This window comes from Nocardia sp. CA-107356, assembly GCF_050946365.1.
Taxonomy (GTDB): Bacteria; Actinomycetota; Actinomycetes; order Mycobacteriales; family Mycobacteriaceae; genus Nocardia.
The window spans coordinates 9080655-9094831 of record NZ_CP191992.1 but is presented as its reverse complement, the minus strand read 5'-3'; the positions used below and the strand labels follow the sequence as shown (position 1 = coordinate 9094831).

Genomic DNA, 14177 nt, shown 5'->3' with positions numbered 1-14177 from the left:
TCGGTAGGCGCGATGACCTGGCCGTATTCGGCACGACTGCGCATCGCAGGCGATGCGCAGTCGGGACGCGTACGCGCGGTACGAATGCTGCGGACGCGGCTCATCAGCGGTACGAATGCTGCGGATGCAGCCCATCATTGGTGCGCCGGTCGATCGCTGCGATGAATCGGCCGCGCTCGGTGCGGGTGTCGAGTGCCGTTACCGGCCTGGGCCGTGTGCGCCGATGCGTGGTGGTCCTTGCCGAAGCGGCCGACAGGGCACCGTGGTTGTGCAGACCGTGCTGGAGAAGGGCTGACCGGGGCGGGGCTACTCGACAGTGACGGTGCCGCGCATCTGCGGATGCAGCGAGCACAGGTAGCGGTAGGTGCCAGGGGCGATGAAGGTGTAGCTCCACTCGCCCCTGTCGAAGATCGGGCTGTTGATGCCCATCGCCCTATCGCCGATGCCCTGCACGGTGTGCGGGACGCTGTCCTTGAACTTCCAGGTCACGGTGTCGCCGACCTTGACGGTGACGTCGGCGGGGGAGAACTTCATCTCCGCGACATCAACGGTGACGGCGGCGGTTTTCGTCTCGCCGGACTTGGTACCGGGTGCTTGGCTGTTCGCCTTCGCCGTGGTGGACAGTGTGGGTGAATTCGTTTCGGTGGAGCCGCAGCCCGACAGTAATAGTGTCGCCGCCAGGACGAACCCGGCCCCGACCTGGGTGGACATCGCGCGGCGCACCATCGGCATGACGGCCAAGCGTAGTCTGCTGACCGTGCGGGACCGCACAGCGCCATGGCGGTGCCGGTTCGACCGCGACGGCGATGCCCCCGCACCGGCGGAACCGCAGTGTCCGATCGACGCAGTGGAGGGGAGTGTTCATGTCCAGCCAGCGGGGCTATTTCACCGCCGATGCAGTGCGCGTGGCCGAGGCCGAGCTGTTCACCCGCGTTCCCGAAGGCATGCCCATGCACCGGGCGGCATACGGATTGGCGACGGTGGTCGCGGGCGAATTGCGCGCCCGGACCGGCGGTATCGCGGGCCGGTCGGTGCTGCTGCTCGTCGGCTCGGGCGATAACGGCGGTGACGTGCTCTGGGCGGGATCCATGCTGCGCCGCCGCGGCGTCACCGTGACCGCGGTGCTGCTGAATCCGGAACGTGCCCACTCGAAAGGCCTTGCCGCACTGCGCAAGGCAGGCGGCCGGATCCGAACCGCGTCGGACGCCGAAGCGTCGAGTTCGGGCGCACCTGATCTTGTGATCGATGGCATCGTGGGTATCTCCGGCCGCGGTCCACTGCGCCCCGCGGCCGCGGAACTCGTTGCCGCTCTGAATGTTCCGATCATCGCGGCGGATCTGCCCAGTGGAGTGGATCCGGATACCGGTGCGGTCACCGGCCCCGCTGTTCGCGCCGACGTCACTGTCGCATTCGGCGCTTACAAGCCGGTGCATGCGCTAGCCGCGCCCTACTGTGGACGAATCGAGCTGGTGCCCATCGGTTTACGCCTACCGGAACCGAATCTCGCGGCCTTCGAGCCAGCGGAGATCGGCGCGCACTGGCCGGTCCCGGGGCCGAGCGACGACAAATACACCCAGGGTGTCACCGGTATCTGCGCGGGCAGCGCCACCTACCCCGGAGCTGCGGTGCTGTGCACCGGCGCCGCAGTCGCGGCCACCTCCGGTATGGTCCGCTATGCCGGAACCGGTGCGGCTGAGGTGCTCGATCACTTCCCAGAAGTCATTGCCGCCCCGACGATCTCGTCCACCGGCCGAGTTCAGTCCTGGGTATTCGGCCCCGGCGCTGGCACCGACGCCGATGCCAGCAAACGGCTCGCCGAAATCCTGTCCACCGGCCTTCCCGTCGTGGTCGACGCCGACGGCCTGACCTTGCTCGCCGCCGATCCCGACCTGGTCCGCGGCCGCACCGCCCCCACCGTATTGACCCCGCACGCGGGTGAGTTCGCCCGCTTGACCGGATATGAGGTCGGCCCGGACCGCGTATTCGCCGTGCGTGGCCTCGCCGAATCCTGGCAACTCACCGTCCTGCTCAAGGGCCGCGCAACCCTGGTCGCCACCCCGGGCCGCCCGGTACTCGTCAATGAAGCGGGCGGCTCTTGGGCCGCTACCGCGGGCGCTGGCGACGTCCTTTCCGGCATCATCGGCGCCCTGCTCGCCGCGGGCCGCGATCCGGCCTGGTCCGCGGCCGCCGCCGCCCGCGCCCATGCCCTGGCCGCTAACCTCGCCGCCCACGAAGACCACCTCGACGCCGCCCCCATCTCCGCAACCCCCCTGCTCGACCACCTCCGCCCCGCCATTCGCATCCTGCGCGCACTCGCCGCTCGCTGACCGCCGCATGAGCGGCGCTGGCTCCCGCCGCCAGCGCGGCCGTGCCGGGTACTTGATCCTGGAACCTTTCCGTCCGCATTCGCGGCGCTGACGTTGAGCTCGCGGCCGTCGGATTACCAACGCGCTCGCGCGAGCGCTTCGGCGAATGGCAGGATCAGTAACCGTGGAGGCCCAAGTGGAGACGGTTGTCGATCTGGATGCCATCGCCCACAACGTGCGGATCTTGCGTGAATACGCGGGGGATGCCGCGGTGATGGCGGTGGTCAAGGCCGACGGCTACAACCACGGCGCCGTGGAGGTCGCTCGGGCTGCACTGGCGGCGGGGGCCGTGGAACTCGGTGTCACCACGGTCGCCGAGGCGGTGCAGTTGCGCGAGGCGGGCATTACCGCCCCGGTTCTGTGCTGGCTCAACAATTCCGATGCCGATTTCGGTGCGGCGATCGAGCACGATATCGAGATCGGCGTCTCATCCCTGGCCCATCTCCGGGCCGTCGAGGCCGCGGCACGCGGCACCGGCCGGACCGCCATCGTCACGCTCAAGGTCGACACCGGCCTCAATCGCAATGGCGTTTGGTCGCTCGAGTACCCGGCGGTGCTCGCGGCACTGCGGGCGCTGGTGGACGAGCAGGTGGTGCGGTTCCGTGCGATCTTCTCCCACCTCGCCCACGCCGACGAGCCGGAACACCCTTTTATCGACGTCCAGCGCGACCGTTTCGTCGATGCCATCGCCGCCGCCAAGGAATACGGCCTCGAACCGGAGCTGGTCCACCTCGCCAACTCGGCTGCCACCGTCACCCGTCCTGATCTCGCCTTCGATATGGTCCGCCCCGGCATCGCGATGTACGGCCTCACCCCGATACCCGAACTCGGCGACTTCGGCCTGCGCCCCGCGATGACCTTCCGAGCCCGCGTCGCACTGGTGAAGCCGGTCGCCGCCGGAGAGGGCGTCTCCTACGGCCACCAATGGATCGCACCGCACGACACCACCGTCGCCCTCATCCCGGCCGGATACGCCGACGGCGTGTTCCGTCCGTTGAGCAACCGATTCTCGGTGTGGCTCGGCGGCGCGTTGCGCCCGAACGTCGGTCGCATCTGCATGGACCAATTCGTCGTGGACCTGGGCGATAACGCGGCGGGCGTCACCGAGGGCGATACCGCGATCCTGTTCGGTGCGGACCAACCGCGGGCCCAGGACTGGGCGGATCTACTCGGCACCATCCACTACGAGGTCGTGTGCGCACCACACGGCCGAGTGGCTCGGCGCCATATCGGACGAGGTATCAGATGAGAAACCGCAGCACCGTCATCGGCGGCGGACTGGCCACCGCAGGTGTAGTCGGCGCGCTGGCGGGCGCACACGCCTTGCGGCGCATCGGTGCCCGGGTGCTCTGGCCGCCCCGTGCCGACGAATACCGTGACGAGAACTTCGACCTGCTCGACGAGGACCGCTCGGGCGCCGTGATCACCGAAGACGGTGTGCGCCTGGCCACCAGGGAGTGTGGTCCGCCCGACGCCCCGGTGACCGCGATTTTCGTGCACGGCTTCTGCAACACCATGGAGTCCTTCCACTTCCAGCGCCGCGGTCTGGAAAAGGTATGGGGCCCAAAGGTTCGCCTGGTCTTCTTCGATCTCCGCGGCCACGGTCGCTCCGGCACACCGGCCACCGAGAGCTGTACCGTCGCCCAACTCGGCCGCGATCTGGCGGCCGTCATCGAGGCGACCGCGCCGACCGGTCCGGTGGCCCTGGTCGGTCATTCGCTCGGCGGTATGGCGATACTGGCCGCGGCCGCGCAGTTCCCGGAGTTGTTCGCGGCGCGGGTGATCGGGATCGGTCTGCTCTCGACCGCGGCGGCCGAGGTCACCTCGGCGGGCATCACGCAGCTGTTACGCCACCCCGCGGTCGACGGCTTCCGGTTGGCCGTGCATACCGCGCCCGCGTTGGTGCAGGCCGGGCGCAGCACCGTCCGGCATGTGATCGCGCCGATACTGCACGTCAGCTCGTATCACGGGCATGCGAGCCCCACGCTGTCGCGATTCACCACGCTGATGATCGACCGCACGCCCGTCGAGACGATCGTGAAATTTCTCCGGGCCTTCGAACTGCACGACGAATCGGCGGCGCTGCCGACGCTGGCGGATCTGCCGGTGCTGGTGCTCGGCGGCGCGCACGATGTCGTCATTCCGTTCCGCAATTCGCGGGCGCTGGTGCGCGAATTGCCCAATAGCGAACTCATCCGCCTCGATGACGCCGCGCATATGGCGCACCTGCAATTCCCGGATATCGTCAACGCGGCACTCGACCGGCTGCTGGTACGCGCCGGTGTGATCGAGCACACCCCATCGATCTCGGAGGTCGCCGGTGGCTGAACGGCAGCAGCGGATCCTGCCCACGGTCGCCGATACCGAGGCCTTCGGCCGCGAACTCGCCGCCGGACTCGTCGCGGGTGACCTGGTGGTGCTCGACGGACCGCTCGGCGCGGGCAAGACCGCGCTCACTCGCGGCATTGCCGAGGGCCTCGGCGTGCAGGGCCGGGTCAGCTCACCGACCTTCATCATCGCCCGCCAGCACCGGGCCGGGCAGCGCGTCGGCGCGGCACCGGTGCCGCTGGTGCACGTGGACGCCTATCGACTCGGCGGCGATCTGGACGAGCTGGACGCGCTGGATCTCGATACCGATCTGCATCAGGCGGTCGTGGTGGTGGAGTGGGGCAAGGGTGTCGTGGAACACCTCGCCGAGCGACATCTGTACGTGATGCTCTCGCGCGAACCGAATTCCGATGTCCGCACCGCGATCTGGGAATGGGTCGGATAGTCCGCGGTCGTAGCCGATTATCGCGCTGATATAGCTACCGCGTAGCTCCGCACCGCGCGCAGGTACCACCCGGTATCGTTGGGTCAATCATGCTTGTACTAGCCGTCGACACCGCGACACCCGCCGTTACAGCGGGATTGGTGGAACTGGAGCAGGCCGTCCCCGGCGCCGGTGCCCCGGCGCGAGTGCGCACCGTCGCCTCGCGCGTCCGGGTCGACGCCCGCGCCCATGCCGAGGTGCTCACTCCGCAAATCCTCGAATGCCTCTCGGAGGCAGGTCGTTCCAGGGCCGATATCGCGGCCGTCGTGGTCGGCATCGGGCCCGGTCCGTTCACCGGACTGCGGGTCGGCATGGCGACCGCCGCCGCCTTCGGTGACGCACTCGGCGTCCCGGTCTACGGGGTGTGCAGCCTCGATGCGATCGCCGCCGACGCCGTACTCGAACCAACGGTGGTGCCGGACATCACGCCCGAGAGCGAGCTCCTGGTGGTCACCGACGCGCGCCGCCGCGAGGTGTACTGGGCGCGCTACCGTGACGGACGTCGCATCGAGGGCCCGGATGTGAGCAAGCCCGGTGACCTGGATCCCGTGCACGCCAGCATGATCGCCGGATCCGCCTCGCACGTCGACCTGTTCGACCTGCCGGTACTCCCGGCCGAGACGCCCTCGCCCGCTGGGCTGGTGCGCGTCGCGGCCGCCGAACTGCTGGCGCGCACCGCCCCGGAACCGTTGGTCCCGCTGTACCTGCGCAGGCCGGACGCGGTCGAACGGAGTTACCGCACGCTCGACCGGACGGGAGCGTGACGGCGGTGGACCCCCGTAGACCCGTGATGCGCATCGAGGCCATGGACGGCGCGGATATCGAACGCTGCGTCGAACTCGAACAGCTGCTGTTTCCGGAGGACGATCCGTGGCAGGCGGTGTCGTTCCGCTCCGAACTGGCCGGGCCGCACAACCGCTATATCGTCGCCCGCGACGATGCCGGGCGAATGGTCGGCTATGCGGGCATCGCATTGCTCGGTGATGCCGAACACCCCGAGGCCGAGGTGCACACCATCGGCGTCGATCCCGGCTGCCATCGCTGCGGCATCGGCACCGTACTGCTGGAGGCGCTGCTCGCCGAGGCGGGCAAGCGCGGCGGGCCGGTCTTCCTCGAGGTGCGCACCGATAATGCCGCCGCCATCGCGATGTACGCCAAGCACGGCTTCCACATCATCGGCTTGCGCAAGAACTACTACCATCCCAGCGGTGCCGACGCGTACACCATGCGCAGGCCGGAGCTGACCGCCGCGAACCAGGTCTGGGGCCCGCAGCCGAGCGAAGCGGCACAACCGAACGAGGTGCTGTCGTGATCGTCATGGGTATCGAAAGTTCCTGCGACGAAACCGGAGTCGGCATCGTGCGCCGCCACGTCGACGGGACCTGCGAACTGCTCGCCGACGAGGTCGCCTCCAGCGTCGAACAGCACGCCCGCTTCGGCGGTGTGGTGCCCGAGATCGCCTCGCGCGCACACCTCGAGGCCATCGTGCCCGCGATGCGCCGCGCGTTGGCGACCGCGGGTATCAGCAAACCCGACGCACTCGCGGTCACCATCGGCCCCGGTCTGGCCGGTGCCCTGCTGGTCGGCGTCGCGGCCGCGAAAGCCTATGCGGCAGCGTGGGATGTGCCCTTCTACGCGCTGAACCATCTCGGCGGACACGTCGCCGTCGACACCCTCGAGCACGGTCCGATGCCGCCGTGCGTCGCGCTGCTGGTCTCCGGCGGGCACACGCACCTGCTGCACGTCACCGAATTGGCCGAGCCGATCGTCGAACTCGGCAGCACCGTCGACGACGCCGCGGGTGAGGCCTTCGACAAGGTGGCCCGGCTGCTCGGCCTCGGCTTCCCGGGCGGGCCCGCACTGGATGCCGCTGCCGCGCACGGCGATCCGAAGGCGATCGCCTTCCCACGCGGTATGACCGGACCGCGCGATCCGCGCTACGACTTCTCCTTCTCCGGTCTGAAGACCGCCGTCGCGCGCTACGTCGAGGCGGCCCAGCGCAACGGCTTCACCGCCGAGGAGCTCCCGATTCCGGATATCGCGGCGTCCTTCCAGGAATCGGTCGCCGATGTGCTCACCATGAAGGCAGTGCGCGCGGCCCAGGATGTCGGCGTCGACACCCTCGTCCTCGGCGGTGGCGCCACTGCCAATTCCCGCATCCGCTCCATGGCCGAAGAACGCTGCGCGGCAGCCGGATTGCGCCTGCGCGTCCCCAAGCCCCGCCTGTGCACCGACAACGGCGTAATGATCGCGGCCCTCGGCGCCCACGTAATCGCAGGCGACGCAACACCATCGCCGCTGACGGTGGCGACCGATCCCGGACTGCCGGTGTCGGTCAGTCGGGTCGGCTGAGCTTCGTCCGACAGGCCTGCCACGCGTTCGAGGAGAGGTAGCCGCTGGTGCGGGCGAACAGTTGGTAGAGCGCCGGTCCGTGCTGGGCGGCGAGTTCGGCGTTGTGCGCCATGACGTCGAGTTCGTTGGCCGCCGTGATCTCCATGAACGCCCGCAGGTCGGTACCGTCCGGTTCGAATTCGCGTCCGGTGAAACGGTCGCGGAACACAACTGATGGCGTATCGAGCCGCGGGTAGACCGCTGACCGGTCACAGCTGCCGTACAGGTAGACCAGGGCTTCGGCCCGCGCACCGATCAGCGCTGCCACCGTTCGCCTTTCGGACAGTTCGAGCAGCGACTGGTTGAAGCCGTCGGTGCCGTACATCGCATGACAGAGCCCGGCGGACTCGATATCCGCGCCCGCACCCCATTCGGCCAGGACATCGGTCACCCGGATGAGATGGGCCAGCAGCGTACCGCCTGGATGCGCAATCCGATCGGCCCCGAGTTCCCGCAGAAACCGCTCGATGCGGCCCCGCCCCACCGTGTCCGCCGCGACATCGTCCACGCCTTCAGTCTTGCCGACTGCTGGGTGGCATGGCTACTGACCCCGGCAAACACCTGGCCGACGCGGCCTAGTCCGCCTGCCCCACCAGCTGTCCCGAACTCGACTGAAAACCGGGCACCAACGTCATATTCGGATCCGTCGGTCCGGCACTCGACCCCGAATTCGCCTTGGGCGGGAATGGAATTCGTGATTGTGCGGGCGCCTGCGTCGGCTCGATCGGCATCGGAGTAGGTGTCGCGGTCGATGCCCCCTGCGTCGGAGTATGTTCCGGTCCCGACGAGCCCGGTGCGTTCGGATTGCCGAACAGCGGCCCGAGAAACTCCGGGAACGGGATCGGCGGCAGGTTCGGATCCGGACGCAGCGTGGGCACGTTCGCGGTTGTGGTTGCCGCGGGTGTCGAGGCGGGCGGCTGGCTCCGGTCCGGGGTGAGCGAGGGGATGGTGGCGCCGGAGGGCCGGTTGGTGCCCTCTCGGCTCGGGCCGGTGGTCGAGGTGCCAGCGCCGGTCGGCGGCACTACCGTCACCGGCGGCATCGGTAGTTGTGCGCTGCTGGTGGTGCCCGCGGGGGAGATGTCGTCGTCGCCGGTCGGCGCGAACGTCTTCACGCCGTAGCCGATGACCAGCCCGACCACCACGATCGCACCCGCCAGCGTGCCGACAACCTTGGTGAAGGTGCCGACCGGCGCGTCGGCGGAGCCGAGCGCGACCACCGGGAATACCGACGGTTGCACCGAATCCGCCACCAGGGCGGCGCCTTTGGCGATCACCGCCTCCGGATCGTCGACGGTGTGCACCGGCACGTCCAGCGCATGGGCGAGGGTGGACAGCACCGCGGGGATATTGGCGCCGCCACCGATCACGATCACGGCCTGTGGAGCCTTGGGCGACCGCGCGAATACCGCGGCGGCGAAAACGGCCGTCTCGCGTAGCAGATCCGAGATCAGTTCCTCGAAGTCTGCCCTGGTCAGCTTGAGCGGCTGCCCGGCGACATGGTCGATGGTCACGGCGGGTGCGATCGACAGATGTTCCTTGGCGGCGCGGCCGCGGTTGGTCAGCATGCCCCGGTTGGGCCGTGTACCGCGCCGGGCGTAGTGCAGATCGACGAGGTGGTGATAGATCAGCTCATCGATGGCGGTGCCGCTGATCGTGCCGGTGCGTTCGGTGCGCAGGATGGTGAAGTCGGCCTGCTCGGCGACGGTGACGCTCAATCCGGTCGCGCCGAGATCGATGATGGCGACGGTGTCGTAACGGTCGACCAGTCCGGTGTGGCGCAGATAGGTGAGCGCCGCGGTGCCTTCCGGAACCAGCCGCAGATCACGCTGTTTGCCTGTGGCCGAACGGATTACCTGTGCCTGCTCTTTGCTGCGGTAGGCGACGGCAACACTGGTGGGCGGACGACCGGCGGCGGAATCGACACCGACCGGTTTCGCGCCCGCGAAGCGCGCGCCGACCGGATGCGCGGGGAAGGCCACGTCGTAGGAGAGTTGCGTGGTGGGGAGCTGAGTGGTCATCAGCTCGATCGAGGACGCGACGAGATCGCCGAGATCGGAGTGGGCCGCGTCCGCGGAGACCACTCGATAGTCGAAACTCTGCGCGCCATTGGACGCGGTTGCGACCAGCGCCGAGCACACGACCTCGTTACCGGCAGAGATGCCGAGGGATGTTCGCATGTCACCTCCCTTCGAGCGGATGGTCATGGTGTCGCCGACCATCTCGAATGGACAGCCGAAACGCTCGCGTGGATGACGAACGATTCGGGCGCGGGACCCGGCCGACCCGTTGTCCGGATGGGTCGCTGGGACGGCCATGGATCACGTGTGGTCTTGCCCTCTGGTGAAGCTTCTTCTGAAGAGTGTTTGTACTGTGACGCTGGTTCGGACTTGTGCTGACGCTGGCCTCGACTCGTGCTGACGCTGACCTTGCTCTGGCGAAACAGGGTATTGCTCTGTGCCGCTGGGTATTTCGTGACGCTTGGTACTCCCCCCACGGCGCCGGTTCGCGACGAACACGGCGAGCGGAGCACGACCGTCGTCAATACTGTCACAATCCGTTATCCGAACGTTACAGATTTGACGAAGTCTTGGGAAGCCCCCGGACCTCTGGGCGTGGCGCGGTCTGCGACACCGATATGGCGCGGCCAACGGTTTGGCACAGTCCAACCTTGAGCGCTGGCACTCTCATGTATAGAGTGCTAGTCGGCACTGTGTGATGTGCGTGTGCCAGTTCGACTACTGAGCAGGGGTCCCGGCACCCGCGACGACGGGGCTGATGCGCAGGGTCGAGTCCGGGTGGCCGCTGGTGACTGCTTGTGGGCCGCTCGAAACAACACCGATACCGATGGTCCGGGACAACAGTTCCGGACGACCGTAAATCCCCTGAAAGTGGAGGGCTCAACGTGGCGAGCGTGAACATCAAGCCGCTCGAGGACAAGATCCTCGTCCAGGCCAACGAGGCCGAGACGACGACGGCCTCCGGCCTGGTCATCCCCGACACGGCGAAGGAGAAGCCGCAGGAGGGCACCGTCATCGCCGTCGGCGAGGGGCGCGTCACCGATAAGGGTGACCGCATCCCGGTCGACGTCAAGGAGGGCGACACCGTCATCTACAGCAAGTACGGCGGCACCGAGATCAAGTACCAGGGTGAGGAATACCTCATCCTGTCGGCGCGCGACGTGCTGGCCGTCGTCACCAAGTAGCCGATAGGCACATGCGTTCCGCCCCGGTGTCTTTCGCGACCCGGGGCGGAGTGCGTTCGGCCCAGAACACACAGGAGCTGACAAACACATGGCAAAGCAGATCGAGTTCGACGAGAAGGCTCGTCGTGCTCTCGAGCGCGGCGTCGATAAGCTCGCCGACGCGGTGAAGGTCACCCTCGGGCCGCGTGGTCGCCACGTCGTGCTCGCGAAGGCCTTCGGTGGCCCCACCGTGACCAACGACGGTGTCACCATCGCGCGCGAGATCGACCTCGATGACCCCTTCGAGAACCTCGGCGCACAACTCGTCAAGAGTGTCGCCACCAAGACCAACGACGTCGCGGGCGACGGCACCACCACCGCCACCGTGCTGGCCCAGGCGCTGGTGCGCGCGGGCCTGAAGAACGTTGCCGCTGGCGCGAACCCGATCACGCTCGGTTCGGGCATCGCCAAGGCCGCGGACGCGGTGTCCGAGGCGCTGCTGGCGCTGGCCACCCCGGTCTCCGGCGAGCAGGCCATCGCCCAGGTCGCCACCGTCTCTTCGCGCGACGAGGAGATCGGCGAGATGGTCGGCAAGGCGCTGACCACCGTCGGCAAAGACGGCGTCGTCACCGTCGAGGAGTCCTCGACGCTGCAGACCGAACTCGTCGTCACCGAGGGCGTGCAGTTCGACAAGGGCTACCTCTCGCCCTACTTCGTCACCGATGCCGACAGCCAGCAGGCCGTGCTCGAGGACGCCTACATCCTGCTGAACCGGGAGAAGATCGGCTCGCTGCCCGATCTGCTCCCGCTGCTGGAGAAGATCGCCGAATCCGGTAAGCCGGTGCTGATCATCGCCGAGGACGTCGAGGGCGAAGCGCTGTCCACCCTGGTCGTCAACTCGATCCGCAAGACCCTCAAGGCCGTTGCGGTGAAGGCCCCGTTCTTCGGTGACCGTCGCAAGGCGTTCCTGGACGATCTGGCTGTGGTTACCTCGGGCACCGTTGTCAACCCGGACCTGGGCATCACGCTGCGCGAGGCGGGTGTCGAGGTGCTCGGCAAGGCGCGTCGCATCGTCGTCACCAAGGACGACACCACGATCATCGACGGTGCGGGCACCGCCGATGACATCGCGGCCCGCAGCGCGCAGCTGCGTCGGGAGATCGAGGCGACCGATTCCGATTGGGATCGGGAGAAGCTCGAGGAGCGACTGGCCAAGTTGGCCGGTGGCGTCGCGGTGATCAAGGTCGGCGCGGCCACCGAGACCGCGCTCAAGGAGCGCAAGTACCGGGTCGAGGACGCGGTGAGCGCGGCCAAGGCCGCTGTCGACGAGGGCATCGTGCCCGGTGGTGGCACCGCCCTGGTGCAGGCCGCCGCCAAGCTCGTCGAACTGCGCGACTCGCTGTCCGGCGACGAGGCCGTCGGCGTCGAGGTAGTGCGCACCGCACTGCGGGCGCCGCTGTTCTGGATCGCCACCAATGCGGGCGTTGACGGCTCCGTCGTGGTCAGCAAGGTCGCCGACGGTAAGGAAGGCTTCAATGCCGCCACCCTCACCTATGGTGATCTGCTCACCGACGGTGTGGTGGACCCGGTGAAGGTGACCCGCTCCGCCGTCGTGAACGCGGCGTCGGTGGCCCGGATGATCCTCACCACCGAAAGCGCCGTGGTCGATAAGCCCGCGGAAGAGGAGCACGACCACAGCCACCACGGCCACGCACACTGAGCCCACTGCTCGGCTGGCCGAATGGCAGAAGGCCCCTGGGACATCCGTCCCGGGGGCCTTCGTCGTGTGAACAATATGAACACAACTACTGCACAATAAGTCAAAAAATATCAATCACGGCAACCGGTTCGCTGCGGTGGAGGCGGGCTTCTCAGGAGGCGACCGGCGGTTGTGCGGCGGCGATGGCGGCGAGCAACCGGCCGCGCAGGGCGGCGGGTGGCTGGGCCGCCGTCGCCACCGCGAGAGCGGAGAGGGCTTCCTTCGTCTGCCGCACTTCGGCCATGAATTCCGCGCGTAGCGCCGGGTCCTCACTGTCGAGCACTTCTTGTACCGCATCGTGGTCTTCGTCGTCGATCGATCCGAGCGCGACGGCGTGCGCGAGATCGATCTGGGCTTCGTTCATCTCACGTCACCCCCAAACTTTTCTTCAGTCGTGTCAATCCGTCCCGTATACGGGACTTAACGGTCGGTAAACCTACGCCGAGATGGGTTGCGACTTCCGCGTAGGTCCGCCCGCCGTAGTAGGCGAGCGATATGGCCTCCCGTTGGGTCTCTGTCAATGTTCCTAGACCTTCGAGGACGGCCTGCTGTTCGAGTCGTCGCTCCACTTCTTCGGTGACCTCATCGAATTCATTGCCGAGAACCCTTATCCCGTAAGCGACTTCGCGCAGGGTATGGGCCTGTTCGGCGCGGACCCGGTCAACGGCTCGTCGGTGGGCGAGGGTCATCAACCACGTCACCGCGGATCCTTTGGCCGCGTCGAAACTTGCCGCGGTCCGCCAGATCTGCAGGTAGACCTCCTGTGTGGTCTCCTCCGCATAGCCGGGGTCGTGCAGTACGCGTAGCACTAGACCGAAGACGCGTGAGCATGTTCGGTCGTATAGCTCAGCGAATGCCTCCTGGTCGGACCGGCCGCAACGTTCGAGAAGGGCGGCGAGCTCGATACTTTCGGCGGCGCGTGCCGTAACCGCAGATTCCACCTGGATACCGGGTGGGATGGCTTCTCTTCGGAACGAGTCGCCCTCTGCGGCCGGCGGCCGCGTTGTCACAACGCTCCATTCTGTGTCATCGGTCACTACCGTAGCGGGTGGCTATGGCCCCACGTGCGGTGGGGTGTCAGCAAACCGCTTGTTGCCTGGCAACTTTCTGGAAAACTTCGACACGCCAGGTGTTTCCGGAGAAGACACGCCGCGACGCGCCGATGGTTATCGCGAAACGCCGGATGTACAACCGACTTCGGCTTGTGGCCGTCGCGGGTTGTTTGCTAGGCATTCGGCGCGCCGCGCCGCACGGATGGGAAGAAGTTCGTTTATACGGCCATACGACGGCGGTTGCGCCGAGCGTGCATCTCGCGCTCGGTTTCGGACATACCGCCCCAGATACCGTAGGGTTCGCTGACTTTGAGCGCGTGGCTGCGGCACTGCATGAGCACCGGGCAGGCCCGGCAGATCTCCTTGGCCCGCATCTCGCGCGCGGTGCGGGCGCGGCCGCGTTCACCGTCCGGGTGGAAAAACACCGCGGAGTCCTGGCCTCGGCAGGATCCTCGCATCTGCCAATCCCAGACGTCCGCGTTCGGTCCGGGGAGGTGGGTAGGCATGGGCATGGTGAACTCCTCGTGGTGCGAGCTCGTCAGCGTTGTCGAGCAGTTGTTCTGCAACAGTTGTGGCCACGGCGCTGGGTCGGCGGCGTGCCCTGGGCTCGCCATTG

15 protein-coding genes are annotated in these 14177 nt (G+C 67.5%); 9 read left to right on the top strand and 6 right to left on the bottom strand.

Annotated features, from left to right (window positions below):
* Nucleotides 1-306: 306 nt before the first annotated feature.
* On the bottom strand, nucleotides 307-732 hold the full coding sequence (locus ACQP1G_RS41205) for a cupredoxin domain-containing protein (protein WP_433195384.1): 426 nt from the start codon (nucleotides 730-732) through the stop codon (nucleotides 307-309).
* A gap of 131 nt (nucleotides 733-863) precedes the next feature.
* Between ACQP1G_RS41205 and ACQP1G_RS41200 the strand changes: the two genes are divergently transcribed.
* From ACQP1G_RS41200 to tsaD, 7 genes are all read left to right on the top strand, one after another.
* The gene (locus tag ACQP1G_RS41200) at nucleotides 864-2327 is read left to right on the top strand and encodes an NAD(P)H-hydrate dehydratase (RefSeq protein ID WP_433195382.1); all 1464 of its coding nucleotides are present in this window, start codon (nucleotides 864-866) and stop codon (nucleotides 2325-2327) included.
* A 145-nt stretch (nucleotides 2328-2472) separates the two neighbouring features.
* A complete protein-coding gene (gene alr / locus ACQP1G_RS41195; RefSeq protein ID WP_433195380.1) occupies nucleotides 2473-3615 on the top strand; it encodes an alanine racemase in 1143 nt (380 codons plus the stop codon).
* Nucleotides 3612-4694: an alpha/beta fold hydrolase gene (locus ACQP1G_RS41190; RefSeq protein ID WP_433195378.1), complete on the top strand. Its 1083-nt coding sequence runs from the start codon at nucleotides 3612-3614 to the stop codon at nucleotides 4692-4694. The genes alr and ACQP1G_RS41190 overlap by 4 nt, the downstream gene beginning before the upstream one ends.
* The gene (gene tsaE, locus ACQP1G_RS41185; RefSeq protein ID WP_433195376.1) at nucleotides 4687-5139 is read left to right on the top strand and encodes a tRNA (adenosine(37)-N6)-threonylcarbamoyltransferase complex ATPase subunit type 1 TsaE; all 453 of its coding nucleotides are present in this window, start codon (nucleotides 4687-4689) and stop codon (nucleotides 5137-5139) included. Before ACQP1G_RS41190 ends, tsaE begins: the two co-directional genes overlap by 8 nt.
* 89 nt (nucleotides 5140-5228) lie before the next feature.
* Entirely contained in the window at nucleotides 5229-5942 is a 714-nt protein-coding gene (tsaB, locus tag ACQP1G_RS41180) for a tRNA (adenosine(37)-N6)-threonylcarbamoyltransferase complex dimerization subunit type 1 TsaB (protein ID WP_433195374.1), read from the top strand.
* Nucleotides 5943-5968: 26 nt separating this feature from the next.
* On the top strand, nucleotides 5969-6490 hold the full coding sequence (gene rimI / locus ACQP1G_RS41175; protein ID WP_433209263.1) for a ribosomal protein S18-alanine N-acetyltransferase: 522 nt from the start codon (nucleotides 5969-5971) through the stop codon (nucleotides 6488-6490).
* Nucleotides 6487-7530, top strand: coding sequence for a tRNA (adenosine(37)-N6)-threonylcarbamoyltransferase complex transferase subunit TsaD (gene tsaD / locus ACQP1G_RS41170; RefSeq protein WP_433195372.1), 1044 nt, complete (start codon nucleotides 6487-6489; stop codon nucleotides 7528-7530). Before rimI ends, tsaD begins: the two co-directional genes overlap by 4 nt.
* Here the strand turns inward: tsaD and ACQP1G_RS41165 are convergent.
* On the bottom strand, nucleotides 7514-8077 hold the full coding sequence (locus ACQP1G_RS41165) for a DUF6817 domain-containing protein (protein ID WP_433195370.1): 564 nt from the start codon (nucleotides 8075-8077) through the stop codon (nucleotides 7514-7516). The genes tsaD and ACQP1G_RS41165 overlap by 17 nt on opposite strands.
* A gap of 67 nt (nucleotides 8078-8144) precedes the next feature.
* Nucleotides 8145-9746 carry an Hsp70 family protein gene (locus ACQP1G_RS41160; RefSeq protein ID WP_433195368.1) on the bottom strand — a complete coding sequence of 534 codons (1602 nt, stop codon included), beginning with the start codon at nucleotides 9744-9746 and terminating at the stop codon, nucleotides 8145-8147.
* A gap of 725 nt (nucleotides 9747-10471) precedes the next feature.
* Here ACQP1G_RS41160 and groES point away from each other — a divergent pair.
* Both groES and groL read left to right on the top strand, forming a co-directional pair.
* Nucleotides 10472-10771, top strand: a complete 300-nt coding sequence (gene groES / locus ACQP1G_RS41155) for a co-chaperone GroES (protein WP_014981824.1) — start codon at nucleotides 10472-10474, stop codon at nucleotides 10769-10771.
* An 88-nt stretch (nucleotides 10772-10859) separates the two neighbouring features.
* Nucleotides 10860-12470: a chaperonin GroEL gene (groL, locus tag ACQP1G_RS41150; RefSeq protein ID WP_433195366.1), complete on the top strand. Its 1611-nt coding sequence runs from the start codon at nucleotides 10860-10862 to the stop codon at nucleotides 12468-12470.
* A gap of 151 nt (nucleotides 12471-12621) precedes the next feature.
* Here groL and ACQP1G_RS41145 read toward each other — a convergent pair whose 3' ends face one another.
* The 3 genes from ACQP1G_RS41145 to ACQP1G_RS41135 form a co-directional block, all read right to left on the bottom strand.
* A complete protein-coding gene (locus ACQP1G_RS41145; RefSeq protein WP_433195364.1) occupies nucleotides 12622-12873 on the bottom strand; it encodes an RskA family anti-sigma factor in 252 nt (83 codons plus the stop codon).
* Between the two features lies 1 nt (nucleotide 12874).
* Entirely contained in the window at nucleotides 12875-13450 is a 576-nt protein-coding gene (locus ACQP1G_RS41140; protein ID WP_433209260.1) for a sigma-70 family RNA polymerase sigma factor, read from the bottom strand.
* Nucleotides 13451-13779: 329 nt separating this feature from the next.
* Nucleotides 13780-14073, bottom strand: a complete 294-nt coding sequence (locus tag ACQP1G_RS41135; protein WP_014981828.1) for a WhiB family transcriptional regulator — start codon at nucleotides 14071-14073, stop codon at nucleotides 13780-13782.
* Between the last annotated feature and the right edge of the window lie 104 nt (nucleotides 14074-14177).

Excerpts from the sequence above, each read along its gene's own strand:
- alr (WP_433195380.1), top strand. The coding sequence starts at position 2,473 with ATGGCAGGATCAGTAACCGTGGAGGCCCAAGTGGAGACGGTTGTCGAT.
- rimI (WP_433209263.1), top strand. The coding sequence starts at position 5,969 with ATGCGCATCGAGGCCATGGACGGCGCGGATATCGAACGCTGCGTCGAA.
- tsaB (WP_433195374.1), top strand. The coding sequence starts at position 5,229 with ATGCTTGTACTAGCCGTCGACACCGCGACACCCGCCGTTACAGCGGGA.
- ACQP1G_RS41135 (WP_014981828.1), bottom strand. The coding sequence starts at position 14,073 with ATGCCCATGCCTACCCACCTCCCCGGACCGAACGCGGACGTCTGGGAT.
- ACQP1G_RS41145 (WP_433195364.1), bottom strand. The coding sequence starts at position 12,873 with ATGAACGAAGCCCAGATCGATCTCGCGCACGCCGTCGCGCTCGGATCG.
- groL (WP_433195366.1), top strand. The coding sequence starts at position 10,860 with ATGGCAAAGCAGATCGAGTTCGACGAGAAGGCTCGTCGTGCTCTCGAG.
- ACQP1G_RS41200 (WP_433195382.1), top strand. The coding sequence starts at position 864 with ATGTCCAGCCAGCGGGGCTATTTCACCGCCGATGCAGTGCGCGTGGCC.
- ACQP1G_RS41190 (WP_433195378.1), top strand. The coding sequence starts at position 3,612 with ATGAGAAACCGCAGCACCGTCATCGGCGGCGGACTGGCCACCGCAGGT.
- ACQP1G_RS41160 (WP_433195368.1), bottom strand. The coding sequence starts at position 9,746 with ATGCGAACATCCCTCGGCATCTCTGCCGGTAACGAGGTCGTGTGCTCG.
- ACQP1G_RS41205 (WP_433195384.1), bottom strand. The coding sequence starts at position 732 with ATGCCGATGGTGCGCCGCGCGATGTCCACCCAGGTCGGGGCCGGGTTC.